The organism is Agrobacterium genomosp. 13 str. CFBP 6927 (assembly GCA_900012615.1).
Lineage (GTDB): Bacteria > Pseudomonadota > Alphaproteobacteria > Rhizobiales > Rhizobiaceae > Agrobacterium.
Map to the genome: position 1 here is coordinate 2,306,112 of LT009756.1, position 12,684 is coordinate 2,318,795.

Annotated in this window: 12 protein-coding genes; 7 read left to right on the forward strand and 5 right to left on the reverse strand. The window is 59.0% G+C overall.

Translation table 11 applies throughout. From position 1 onward, the window contains the following. Window positions 1–22 precede the first annotated feature (22 nt). Window positions 23–919, reverse strand: coding sequence for a DMT family transporter (locus AGR13A_RS11495; protein ID WP_035220070.1), 897 nt, complete (start codon window positions 917–919; stop codon window positions 23–25). A 481-nt stretch (window positions 920–1,400) separates the two neighbouring features. Here AGR13A_RS11495 and AGR13A_RS11500 point away from each other — a divergent pair, with 481 nt between their 5' ends. The 6 genes from AGR13A_RS11500 to AGR13A_RS11525 all read left to right on the forward strand — a co-directional run bounded on the left by AGR13A_RS11500 (window position 1,401) and on the right by AGR13A_RS11525 (window position 6,238). Next, the gene (locus AGR13A_RS11500; RefSeq protein WP_035220068.1) at window positions 1,401–2,810 is read left to right on the forward strand and encodes a circularly permuted type 2 ATP-grasp protein; all 1,410 of its coding nucleotides are present in this window, start codon (window positions 1,401–1,403) and stop codon (window positions 2,808–2,810) included. A gap of 3 nt (window positions 2,811–2,813) precedes the next feature. Continuing rightward, a complete protein-coding gene (locus tag AGR13A_RS11505) occupies window positions 2,814–3,755 on the forward strand; it encodes an alpha-E domain-containing protein (RefSeq protein WP_080835641.1) in 942 nt (313 codons plus the stop codon). Window positions 3,756–3,776: 21 nt separating this feature from the next. Further along, the gene (locus AGR13A_RS11510) at window positions 3,777–4,598 is read left to right on the forward strand and encodes a transglutaminase family protein (RefSeq protein ID WP_080835644.1); all 822 of its coding nucleotides are present in this window, start codon (window positions 3,777–3,779) and stop codon (window positions 4,596–4,598) included. Window positions 4,599–4,602: 4 nt separating this feature from the next. After that, window positions 4,603–5,199, forward strand: a complete 597-nt coding sequence (locus AGR13A_RS11515) for a class I SAM-dependent methyltransferase (RefSeq protein WP_080835647.1) — start codon at window positions 4,603–4,605, stop codon at window positions 5,197–5,199. Window positions 5,200–5,318: 119 nt separating this feature from the next. Next, complete coding sequence (locus tag AGR13A_RS11520) at window positions 5,319–5,783, forward strand: GNAT family N-acetyltransferase (RefSeq protein WP_080835650.1); 465 nt, start codon at window positions 5,319–5,321, stop codon at window positions 5,781–5,783. Window positions 5,784–5,830: 47 nt separating this feature from the next. Continuing rightward, a complete protein-coding gene (locus AGR13A_RS11525; protein ID WP_080835653.1) occupies window positions 5,831–6,238 on the forward strand; it encodes a VOC family protein in 408 nt (135 codons plus the stop codon). Between the two features lie 180 nt (window positions 6,239–6,418). Here AGR13A_RS11525 and araD1 read toward each other — a convergent pair whose 3' ends face one another. The 4 genes from araD1 to chvE all read right to left on the reverse strand — a co-directional run bounded on the left by araD1 (window position 6,419) and on the right by chvE (window position 11,415). Next, window positions 6,419–7,414 (reverse strand): 2-keto-3-deoxy-L-arabinonate dehydratase AraD1, encoded by a 996-nt coding sequence (gene araD1, locus AGR13A_RS11530; RefSeq protein ID WP_035220680.1) that lies wholly within the window; start codon window positions 7,412–7,414, stop codon window positions 6,419–6,421. Between the two features lie 113 nt (window positions 7,415–7,527). After that, window positions 7,528–8,724 (reverse strand): sugar ABC transporter permease GguB, encoded by a 1,197-nt coding sequence (gene gguB, locus AGR13A_RS11535; RefSeq protein ID WP_035220056.1) that lies wholly within the window; start codon window positions 8,722–8,724, stop codon window positions 7,528–7,530. Next, window positions 8,721–10,259, reverse strand: a complete 1,539-nt coding sequence (gene gguA / locus AGR13A_RS11540; RefSeq protein WP_035220055.1) for a sugar ABC transporter ATP-binding protein GguA — start codon at window positions 10,257–10,259, stop codon at window positions 8,721–8,723. Before gguA ends, gguB begins: the two co-directional genes overlap by 4 nt. 91 nt (window positions 10,260–10,350) lie before the next feature. After that, window positions 10,351–11,415: a sugar ABC transporter substrate-binding protein ChvE gene (gene chvE / locus AGR13A_RS11545; protein ID WP_035220054.1), complete on the reverse strand. Its 1,065-nt coding sequence runs from the start codon at window positions 11,413–11,415 to the stop codon at window positions 10,351–10,353. 254 nt (window positions 11,416–11,669) lie between these two features. Between chvE and AGR13A_RS11555 the strand changes: the two genes are divergently transcribed. Continuing rightward, on the forward strand, window positions 11,670–12,674 hold the full coding sequence (locus tag AGR13A_RS11555) for a LysR family transcriptional regulator (protein ID WP_139786048.1): 1,005 nt from the start codon (window positions 11,670–11,672) through the stop codon (window positions 12,672–12,674). The last annotated feature ends 10 nt before the right edge of the window (window positions 12,675–12,684 follow it).

A 12,684-nucleotide genomic window follows, 5' to 3' on the forward strand; every position in this document is an offset into this window, starting at 1 on the left:
CCCTAATATGAGGTTGTGGTAATTAACGTACCGCAACCGCTGCGGCAGGCTTGCGATTGGCGAGGTAAACCCCCGTCACCGCCAGAACCGTGCCGGCAATCATGGCCGGCGTCAGCGTTTCGCCGAAAAGCAGGGCGGCTTCCACGGCCGCAAGCGGCGGCACCAGATAGATCAACGAGGCGGCCCGCGAGACCTGCCCGCGCCGGATCAGGTAAAGAAGCAGCGCCACCGCGCCGATGGAGATAGCTCCGACAGACCAGGCAAGCGTGGCGGCAAGCCCGAGGCTCCAGTCCACATGCCCATCCTCCAGCAGCAGCGCAAAGGGAACCGTCACCAGAAGCGCGCCGACATATTGCAGTGTGGCCACCGCCATGATGTTTCCGCCATGGACGTATTTCTTCTGGTAGAGCGTGCCATAGGTCACCGACGTCATGCCCAGCACATTCACCGCCACCGCGTAAAGCGGCACCGACAGGCCAAGCGCACCCGTCGCCATGACTTTGGGGAGAACCGCGATAGCGATGCCCGCAAAGCCGATAAGCAGGCCAGCCCTCTGCAGCGGCGAGATTTTTTCGCCGATCATGTAACGGGCGGCCACCGCCGTCATCAACGGCTGCAAACCGGCGATGATGCCGCCAATCGCCGCCGGCACGCCCTGCCCTATCGCCCACCAGATCATGCCGAGATAAAGGCCATGCAGGAAAACGCCGGACAGGATCGCCCGGAAAACGTCGGCCCGCCGCTCCGGCCACGGAATGGAGGAGAGCCGGCAGATCCCCCACAGCAGCGCACCGGCCAGGATGTAACGCAGACAGAGGAACGTCAGCGGTCCGGTATAATAGACGGCATATTTGGCGGTGACCCAGCCGGTCGACCACAGAAAGACGAAGATGGCCGGAGCCAGACGGTCGAGCGACATGGGACATCCCCTGTGCCGCATGACATGGTCACCGGACATGGCCCGGACGATAAGACATGCGGAGAATTGATACTTCTGCGGCTTCGGCAAACCGGAAAATGAGCGGGCCGGGTGCCGGGCAAACACCCCGCGGAGAAACCGGAGCCATCTCTGCAAGGCGATATCTCTACCCCCGCAAAAGGTCAAAGGCCTTTTCGTGATACCATCTTTCAGATTTTCTGATGCAGCTCCAGCAAGCCATCAACCGAAAGCGAACGAACAAAATTTATGCATTCGCCCATGGCGCGCACAACGCCACCACCCGGTTACGCCCCGCCACGCCGCGCAACCAATTTGCCGATGCCGCATTTATAGGCTGAAACTCAAAAAACGCTTCTTTTTTAAAACTCTAGGGCGCTGAAAAATCTTCACGACGGCCTCCGCATAGTTCTTGCATTGCATTTGGCGTTGTATTCATATGGTAAAAAAGGGGACATCGAAGTTGGCATTTGACGAAATGATAAATGCGGACGAAACGCCGCGAAGCCCATATGAAAACTATAACGAGTGGTACAGCCGGCAGGACAGGGCACACCTGATCCAGAAATCAAAAGACGCGGAAAACATCTTTCGAAAAACCGGCATTACTTTCGCAGTCTATGGCCATGCCGACAGTTCAGAAAAACTGATCCCCTTCGATATCATCCCACGCATCATTTCCGGCCGTGAGTGGCGCAAACTGGCCCAGGGCATCGAACAGCGCGTTCTCGCTCTCAACGCTTTCCTCGACGATATCTACCACAAGCAGGAAATAATCCGCGCCGGGCGCATTCCCCGCGAAATCATCGAGAAAAACGAAGCCTTCCTGCCGGAAATGATCGGTTTTACTCCGCCCGGCGGCGTTTATACCCATATTGTCGGCACGGATATCGTCCGCACCGGCGAAGACCAGTTCTATGTTCTGGAAGACAATGCCCGCACACCGTCCGGTGTCAGCTACATGCTGGAAAACCGCGAAACGATGATGCAGATGTTCCCGGAACTCTTCCACGAAAACCGCGTGCGGCGGGTGGAGGACTATCCCTATCTACTGCGCCAGTCGCTCGCCTCGCTCGCACCGCCCGGCTGTTCCGGCAAGCCGCGCGTCGCCGTGCTGACGCCCGGCATCTACAATTCCGCCTATTACGAACATTCCTTCCTCGCCGACATGATGGGCGTGGAGCTGGTGGAAGGCTCCGACCTGCGCGTCATGGACGGCAAGGTCAAGATGCGCACCACCCGCGGCTATGAGGCCATCGACGTGCTTTACCGCCGCGTCGACGACGACTTCCTCGATCCGCTGACCTTCCGGCCGGATTCGGCGCTTGGCGTGCCCGGCATCATGGATGTCTACCGCGCCGGCAACATCACCATCGCCAACGCCCCCGGCACCGGCATTTCCGATGACAAGGCGATCTATTCCTATATGCCCGAAATCGTCGAATTCTATACCGGCCGCAAGCCGCTTCTAGAAAACGTGCCGACCTGGCGCTGTTCGGAGCCGGACAGCCTGAAATACGTTCTCGACAACCTTGCCGATCTCGTTGTCAAGGAAGTTCACGGTTCAGGCGGTTACGGCATGCTGGTCGGCCCCACCGCGACGAAAAAGGAACGGGCGCTGTTTGCAGACAAGCTGAAAGCCCGCCCCTCCAACTACATTGCGCAGCCGACGCTTTCGCTTTCCACCGTACCGATCATGGTGAAGAACGGCATCGCGCCGCGCCATGTCGATCTGCGTCCCTATGTGCTGGTGTCGGACAAGGTGAAGATCATTCCGGGCGGATTGACCCGTGTTGCCCTCAAGCAGGGCTCGCTGGTGGTCAATTCCAGCCAGGGCGGCGGCACCAAGGATACCTGGGTACTGGAGGACTAAGCCATGCTGGGCAGAACGGCAAACGGGCTCTACTGGATGTTCCGGTATATCGAGCGCGCTGAAAACATCGCCCGGCTGATCGATGCGGGCCTGCGCGTTTCGCTGACGCGCTCAGGCAGCGGCGATGAGGACTGGGACGGCGTGTTGCAAAGTGCAGGCGTCCATGAAGCCTTTCTCGAAACGCGCGAGAAGGTAACGGCGGCCAATGCAATCGATTACCTCCTGCGGGACAAGGCGAACCCTTCCAGCGTCATGTCGTGCATCGAGGCGGGCCGCAACAATGCCCGTATGGTCCGCACGGCGCTGACGCGCGAAACGTGGGAAGCCACCAATGAATTCTGGATCGAGCTGAAGAACATTCTCGGCCGCAAGCTCAACCATGCCGAACTGCCGCAGACCATCGATGTCATCAAGCATCGCGCCGGTCTGGTGCGCGGCGCCTTCCATGGTTCGATGCTGCGCAACGATCTCTATAATTTCTCCCGCATCGGCACCTTCATCGAGCGTGCCGACAATACCGCCCGCATTCTGGACGTGAAATATTACGTGCTGCTGCCGGCGGTGGCCCATGTCGGCTCCTCGCTCGACAATGCGCAGTGGGAATCCATCCTGCGGTCGGTCTCGGCCCACCGCTCCTATGGCTGGGTCTATGATGCGGAATACAAACCGGCCAATATTGCCGATTTCCTTATTCTCAACGGCCGCATGCCGCGCTCGCTCGCCTATTGCTACGAAAAGATCGCCAGCAACCTCAATTACATCGCCGAGGATTACGGCGAGCGGCACAAGGCGCATGACACGGCCGAGAGCATTCGCGACAGCCTGCGCGCGACCACCATCGGTCGAGTGATGGATGAGGGCCTGCACGAATTTCTGGAGAGATTTGTCAACCGCAACGGCCAATTGGGACAGGAAATCACGGAAGGCTACCGCTTCTATCAATAAGCGCGTGGACGGGGACAGCTTATGCGCCTGAAAATCACCCATACGACGGAATATGTCTATGACGAGCCGATGCCCTATGCGTTGCAGCGGCTGCGCCTGACGCCGCAGACCGGCCCCAGCCAGACGGTGGAAAACTGGGATGTCTCAATCGATGGCGCCACCGTCGAAGTGACCTATGACGACCATTTCGGCAACCGCGTCGCCCTTGTGGAAACGGAAGGCCCGCAGCAGCGTGTCAAGCTGGTGGCGAGCGGCACCGTGAGCACCGAGGACAAGGCCGGGGTCTTCGGTCACCATATAGGCAATGCGCCACTCTGGCTTTTCCAGCGGGAGACACCGCGCACCAAGCCGGGAAAACTGGTACGCGAACTGGTGAAGGCAAGCACCGGCGACAGCGAGCTTGCCCGCCTGCATGACCTGATGGAAAATATCCACCGCAAGGTCGAGTATGTGCCGGGTTCGACCGACATTGAAACGACGGCGGAAGCAGCACTGGAAGCCGGCAAGGGCGTCTGCCAGGACCATGCCCATATACTGATTGCCGCCGCCCGGCTGATCGGCCTGCCTGCCCGTTACGTCTCCGGTTATCTGATGATGGATGACGTGGCGGAACAGACGGCGACCCATGCCTGGGCCGAGGTGCATCTTCAGGGACTTGGCTGGGTCGGCTTCGACGCCGCCAACAACATCTGCCCGGATGATCATTATGTCCGCATCGCATCCGGCCTCTGCTACCGCGATTGCGCGCCGATATCAGGCATGCGCATCGGCCCGGCCGGCGAAACGCTGAGCGTTTCGGTGACGGTGCAGGAAACACAAAGCCAGAGCCAGTCGCAGAGTTGAGACAATGACCGCCAGAGACGACGATACCATCGGCTTTTACACCGATAATGCCGGCGCCTATACATCAAGGGGACAGGCGCCGGACCGGCCTCATCTGGATCAGTTTCTGTCGCGCCTGCCGGTTGGCGCAAGTATCCTCGAACTGGGATGCGGCGGCGGACAGGACAGCGAATTCATGCTGGCTTCGGGTTTCGACGTCCACCCGACGGATGGAACACCCGATATCGCCAGGGCTGCGGAAGCCCGGCTTGGCATTCCCGTCAAAACATTGCTGTTCGAGGATATTGGCGACAGGGACCGTTATGACGGTATCTGGGCCAATGCCTGCCTGCTGCATGTGCCCCGCCCCGCCCTCCCCGGCATCATCGGCCGCATCCATGCGGCGCTGAGGCCGGGCGGCGTTTTTTACGCCAGCTTCAAGGCGGGAGAAGCAGAAGGCCGCGACACATTCGGCCGTTATTACAACTATCCTTCGAAAGCCTGGCTGGAAAACCTGTACGGGCAGCTTGGCTGGACAAGCCTGGAGATAGAGGCCCGGCAGGGCAGCGGATATGACAAGGTCCCGACCGACTGGCTGCATGTCACGGCAACGAAGTCCTGATCTTTTTTCAGGAACTCGCAGGTTGCGAAAGCGCGTCTCGACCGGTTAAATCACGGCATTGATTTACATGGCATGGTCCGGCTTCAGCCCATGGGCGAGAAGACGGCCGGGAGACAATTTTGTACAGGATTTCCGACTATCGGGACTGCCAGTCCCATGCGCCCATCATCGCTGAACGGGTCTGGACGGCATGGTGGCAGGATAGCGGCCTGCATGTCGGCGATGTTGCGGAACATCTGAAGGACATGACCAATCCTCATGCCCTGCCAACCGGCTTCGTCGCCCATGATGACAACGGCTACGTCGGTTCCGCCTTCCTCATCCATTGCGATCTGGAAGAACGTCCGCAATATCTGCCATGGGTCGCCGCCCTCTGGGTGGAGGAAGACCGCCGGCGCTCGGGCGTCGCCCGGGCGCTGATGCAAGCCGCGACGAAAAGGGCGGCCGAACTCGGTCACCACATCAGCTATCTGTGTTGTGAACGCGATCTCGAAACCTACTATATCAATTGCGGCTGGACCGTCCTGGAACGCGGTGTCGGCAAACACGATCTGACCGTGCTGACCTACAGCACGAAAACTTGAAGCCGTCTGTCCCGCGCCGGACAGCCCATGGACGACCGGAGGAAACCATGCGCCCGCCAGCCGCCATTATGGAAACCGCGATCTACGCGGATGATCTCGACGCCGCCGAGGCCTTTTACCGTGATGTCTTCGGGCTGGAGGTGGTGCGCAGGCTAGTCGGGCAGTTCGTATTCTTCAAATGCGGCCGGCAGATGCTGCTGATCTTCGATCCGCAACAATCACGCAAGGCCACGCCGGACAATCCGATCCCGCGCCATGGCGCAACCGGGCAAGGCCATTTCTGCTTTTATGCGAAAGACAAGGCGGAAGTGGACGGCTGGAAGGCGCGCTTCGAAGAGCTAGGCATCGCCATCGAACACTATCACCATTGGCCGAATGACAGCTATTCCGTCTATATCCGAGACCCGGCGGGTAATTCGGTTGAGGTCGGTGAAGGAAAGCTTTGGGGGGTCTGATCCCTCCCTGCCGTCAGGCAGCAACGGGTGGGGGAACCAGAAGACCCCTCCCCCGTCATCCTCGGGCTTGACCCGAGGATCCATGGTCACGCCGGGTTGTGGATCCTCGGGTCAAGCCCGAGGATGACGCCGAGGGAGAGAGCAAGGCGCCTCCTCGACCAACTTCACCCGACCCGCAGATCAGATCTGCCGAACGGCGATCTCTTCTTCCGCCTGCAACGCCAGCGGGTTCTTCAGCGGCAGGCCAAAACCGGCGGCCTCGATCTCGAACACATCGCCCGCTTCCGGCTTGATACCATCGGCAAAGGAGAGTGTGGCCGTGCCGAACATGTGCACATGCACGTCGCCCGGCGCGCGGAACAGGCCGTATTTGAAGTGGTGATATTCGAGATTCGCGAAGGTGTGGGACATATTGTCCTCACCCGAAACGAAGGGCTTTTCGAAGATGACCTTGTCGCCGCGACGGATGCGCGAGGTGCCGCGAATATCGGACGGCGGGGCGCCGACGCGGATTTCCGGGCCGAAGCTTGCCGGGCGCAGCTTGGAATGGGCGAGGTAGAGATAGTTGATCCGCTCGGTGACGTGATCGGAAAATTCGTTGGAGACAGCAAAGCCGATACGAACCGCTTCGCCCTTGTCGGAGATCACGTAGATGCCGGCCATTTCCGGCTCCTCGCCGCCATCGAGCGCGAAGGACGGAGAGGTGAGAGCCGCACCGGGCGCTGCAGCCACATGGCCGTTGCCCTTGTAGAACCATTCGGGCTGAACGCCCTTTTCGCCAGCCTTCGGCTTGCCGTTTTCGAGACCCATGCGGAACATCTTCATGGAGTCCGTCAGGCTTTCTTCCGCCGCTTCCGTGGTCTTCTTATGCATGCTGTCGCGGGTCGCGGCGGAACCGAGATGGGTAAGGCCCGTGCCGGTCAGATGCAGATGCGCGGGATCGGGATGGGTGATCGGCGGCAGGAAACGGCCTTCGGCATAGGCCTTTTCGAGATCGACGGCATCGCCGAGACCATGGGCGGAAATGACATCGGCAAGGCTCTTGCCGCCATTGGCGGCTTCCATGGCGAGGGCGTAAACCGACTGGGCACCCTTGACGGCGCGCGCTTCGCCGCCCTCTTCGCGAACGGCCACGACGATCGCGCCGCTAGAATCCTTGATCTGTGAAATGAGCACGGGATTTCCTTCCTCTGGCGCCACGCGCCTTATCTTCTTCGGCGATTGCGCCTGCACCTTATGAAAGTGGCCGGAAACCGGCCACTTTTTTGACTTGCCATGTGGTTGAGCGATCAGCCCTTGTTCTTGTTGTAGACGTCGAAGAACACGGCGGCGAGCAGCACGAGGCCCTTGACCATCTGCTGGAAGTCGATGCCGAGGCCGACGATCGACATGCCGTTGTTCATGACGCCCATGATGAAGGCGCCGATGACCGCACCGGTGATCTTGCCCACGCCGCCGGATGCCGAAGCGCCGCCGATGAAGCAGGCCGCGATCACATCAAGCTCGAAGCCCACACCCGCCTTCGGCGTCGCCGAGTTGAGGCGGGTCGCGATGATCATGCCGGCAAGACCGGCCAGCACGCCCATGTTGACGAAGGTGAGGAAGCTCAGGCGTTCGGTGTTGATACCGGAAAGCTTGGTCGCCTTCTCATTGCCGCCCATGGCGTAAACGCGGCGGCCAATGGTCGTGCGGCGCGTCACGAAGCTGTAGAGCGCGATCAGCACCAGCATCACGATCAGAACGTTGGGCAGGCCGCGATAGGTCGACAGCTGGTAACCGAGGAACAGAATGGCAGCGGCGATCAGAATATTCTGGCCGATGAAGAAGCCGAAGGGCTCGACATCGATGCCGTGCTTCACGTTCACGACGCGACGACGCCATGCGAGATAGAACAGCACGACCGTGATCAGCACCGTCAGGATCATCGACGTGGTGTTGAGACCTTCGATACCGCCGATATCGGGCAGGAAGCCGGTGCTGATGATCTGGAAATCGGTCGGGAACGGACCGATGTTCTTGCCGCCGAGCACGAAGAGTGTCAGGCCGCGGAACACCAGCATGCCCGCCAGCGTCACGATGAACGAGGGAATGCGGTGGTAAGCGATCCAGTAACCCTGGGCCGCACCGATGATGCCGCCAATGACGAGACAAATCAGCGCCGCCAGAAACGGGTTCATGCCCCATTGCACGGTCAATATCGCCGCTATCGCGCCAACGAAGGCGACGATGGAACCGACCGACAGGTCGATGTGGCCTGCCACAATGACGAGCAGCATGCCAAGCGCCATGATGACGATGAACGAGTTCTGCAGGATGAGGTTGGTGAGGTTGACCGGACGGAACAGGATGCCGCCAGTATAGAACTGGAAGAAAACCATGATGGCGACGAGCGCGATCAACATGCCATATTCGCGGATATTGGAGCGAATATAGGACGCGACCGAGATGACGTTACTTTCTTCGCTTGTTGTGTTTGCCGAACTCATGAGTTCTTCTCCCCTGAGCGCATGATAGCGCGCATGATGCTTTCCTGGCTCGCCTCTGCCTTCGGCAATTCAGCGACGATACGGCCTTCGTTCATGACGTAGATGCGGTCGCAATTGCCGAGCAGTTCGGGCATTTCCGATGATATCATCAGAACGCCTTTGCCGTCGGCAGCGAGCTGGTTGATGATGGTGTAGATTTCATATTTCGCACCGACGTCGATACCGCGTGTCGGCTCGTCGAGGATCAGCACGTCGGGATTGGAGAACAGCCATTTGGAGAGCACCACCTTCTGCTGGTTGCCGCCCGAGAGGTTGACCGTTTCCTGGAAGATGCCCGAGGAGCGGATGCGAAGGCGTGTGCGAAAATCGCTCGCCACCTTCATTTCCTTGATGTCGTCGATGACGCTGGCATTCGACACGCCAGCCAGATTGGCAAGCGTGGTGTTGTGCAGGATGTTGTCGTTGAGCACGAGACCGAGATGCTTGCGGTCTTCCGTCACATAGGCGAGACCGGCATCGATGGCCTTGCGCACGGTGCTGACATCGACCGGCTTGCCGTCGATCAGCACTTCGCCGCTGATCTTGTGGCCATAGGACTTGCCGAACACGCTCATCGCAAATTCGGTGCGCCCTGCGCCCATCAGTCCGGCAATGCCGACGACTTCGCCCTTGCGGACGGTAACGTTGATATCGTGCAGAACCTTCCGGTCGCGGTGCTGCTGGTGATAGGCGTTCCAGTTCTTTACTTCGAGAATGGTCTCGCCGATCGGCACGTCGCGCGGCGGATAACGATCCTCGAGATCGCGCCCCACCATGTTGCGGATGATGACATCCTCGCTGATTTCTTCCTGATGACAGTCGAGCGTCTTCACCGTCATGCCATCACGCAAAACGGTGATCTGGTCGGCCACCTTGCGCACTTCATTGAGCTTGTGGGTGATGATGATCGAGGTCATGCCCTGCTTGCGGAATTCGATCAAAAGGTTGAGCAACGCCTCGGAATCGCTTTCGTTCAGCGAAGCCGTCGGCTCGTCGAGGATGAGCAGCTTCACGCTCTTCGACAGCGCCTTGGCGATTTCCACCAGCTGCTGCTTGCCCACACCGATATCGGTAATCAGCGTCTCCGGCGATTCCTTCAGGCCCACCTTCTTTAAAAGTTCGCGGGTCCGGTTGAACGTCTGCTGCCAGCTGATGACGCCGTTCGAAGCGACCTCGTTGCCGAGGAAGATGTTTTCCGCAATCGACAGGAGCGGCACCAATGCCAGTTCCTGGTGAATGATGATGATACCAATATCTTCGCTATCATTGATGGCGCGAAAATTCCGCACTGCGCCTTCATAGTGGATTTCGCCCTCATAGGTGCCGGCGGGGTAAACACCGGAAAGGACCTTCATCAAGGTCGACTTTCCCGCGCCGTTCTCACCGACGAGTGCGTGGATCTCACCCTCTTTAACCTTGAGGTTGACGTTCTCAAGCGCTTTCACGCCCGGAAACGTCTTGGTGATGTTCCGCATTTCGAGAATGGTATTGGCCATATCGCAATCCAGCGCCCGATTAATTTCGGCGTTTTTATTTTTATGGAAAAACGGGGATGACGCCAAGTCATCCCCGCATGTGTCTTCAGGCTTATTTCAGCTGGTCTTCTTTGTAATAACCGCCGTCAACGAGAACCTGCTTGTAGTTCTCCTTGGTCACGGCAACCGGCTTCAGCAGGTAGGACGGAACGACCTTGACGCCATTTTCATAGGTCTTGGTGTCGTTTACCTCAGGCTCCTTGCCCTGCAGAACGGCGTTGACCATGCCAACAGTCACCTTCGCGAGTTCGCGGGTGTCCTTGAAGATGGTGGAATACTGTTCGCCGGCAATGATCGACTTGACGGAAGGAACTTCAGCGTCCTGGCCGGAAACGACCGGCAGCGGCTGGTCCTTCGTGCCATAACCAACGCCCTTCAGCGAGGAGATGATGCCGATGGACAGACCGTCGTAAGGCGACAGGACGGCGTCAACCTTGGCGTCGGTGTAATAGGCCGACAGCAGGTTATCCATACGGGCCTGGGCCGTTGCCGGATCCCAACGCAGCGTACCGACCTTGTCCATGCCGGTCTGGCCGGACTTTACGACCAGCTTGCCGCTGTCGATGTAAGGCTGGAGAACCGACATCGCGCCGTCATAGAAGAAGAAGGCGTTGTTGTCGTCCGGAGAACCACCGAAGAGTTCGATGTTGAACGGGCCCTTGCCGTCCTTCAGGCCAAGCTTGTCGACGATCGAAGTCGCCTGCAGAACGCCAACCTGGAAGTTGTCGAAGGTGGCGTAGTAGCTGACGTCGCCGCTGTTGCGGATCAGGCGGTCATAAGCGATGACCTTGATGCCCTGCTGGCCAGCCTGCTTCAGAACGTCCGACAGCGTCGTGCCGTCGATCGACGCGATCACGAGGACCTTGACGCCCTTGGTGACCATGTTTTCGATCTGGGAAAGCTGGTTCGGAATATCGTCGTCGGCATATTGCAGGTCGGTGGTGTAACCGGCTTCCTGCAGCTGCTTGACGATGTTGTTGCCGTCATCAATCCAGCGAGCGGAAGACTTGGTCGGCATGGCGATGCCGACGGAACCCTTGTCCTGCGCAAAAGCCGGCGCTGCGAAGGAAGCAGCACCGATGGCACAAGCCGCCATCAGCGAAATAATGGACTTCATTAACTCTCTCCCTTGAACCCTTCTCTGGTGCCGCTTGCTGCGGTGCACCATGAAATTCATGCCGTCAGAGGAAGAAGCCGCATTTAGCCCGCTCCAATCTCGCAGATGCGAAATGGAACAGATGCCGCTCCTCCCCGGCATTTCGCAAATTGTTCTGAATCCATATAACTGTCAAATAGAATATATCGGCTTACATATATCAATTGTGATATATTAAATCGATACAATAACCATAGAGGGGTATGAGGTCGCGCATGAACAACCAGAAAGTGTATGAGCAGACGCAAACAGCGGACGCGCTTTTTGTCTTTGAAGACAACCCGCTTCTGCGTGCCGGATTGAAGATGAGCCATCTTCGCATGCTTGTCATGATCGAGGAGCACGGACAGGTCAGCGCGGCGGCGGCAGCCATGAACATGACGCAGCCGGCGGCGTCGCGCATGCTCTCGGAAATGGAAGCGATCGTCAAAAGCCCGCTCTGTCAAAGAGCCTCGCGCGGCGTGGTGCTGACGAAATTCGGTGAGGCGCTGGCCCGCCGGGCCCGTACCATATTGCTGGAACTGCGCGAGGCGAGCCGCGAACTCAACCAGATGAAATCCGGCAGCGGCGGATCGGTCTATATTGGCTCCGTCACCGCACCGGCCGTCAGCCTCGTTGTTCCCGCCATAAAACGGGCGATGGACACCTATCCCGGCATCGAGATCAACGTGCAGGTGGAAAGCAGCAACGTGCTGGCCCGTGAACTGCTGGTCGCACGGCATGATTTCATCATTGGCCGCATTCCGGATGATTTCGATCCCGGCCTGTTCTCCGTCCATGAAATCGGCATAGAGCGCGCCTGTCTGGTGGTGCGTGAGGGCCACCCCCTGCTTGGCAGCGAACCCGTTACCCTCAATGACCTTTCCGCCTATGACTGGGTGTTCCAGCCGCCCGGCGCGCTCTTGCGCAGAACGATGGAAGACGTGTTTCTCACCCATGGCGTCGCCATGCCGCGCAACATCATCAACACGCCCTCCATGCTCCTGACGCTCGCCCTCATCTGCAACACCGATGCGATAGCGCCGATCGCCCAGGATATGGCCGAGTTCGTGACGGGCCAGCAGGCCGATATCGGCCGCACGCGCATCCTGCCGACGGAGTTCGAACTCGTGGTCAAGCCCTATAGCATCATCACCACCAAAGGCCGCGTTTTGCCGCCCAGCGCCCGCCTGCTTTATGATCTGGTTCTGGATGAAAGCCGTAAACTCACTGGAATCTGACGCGGCAAGC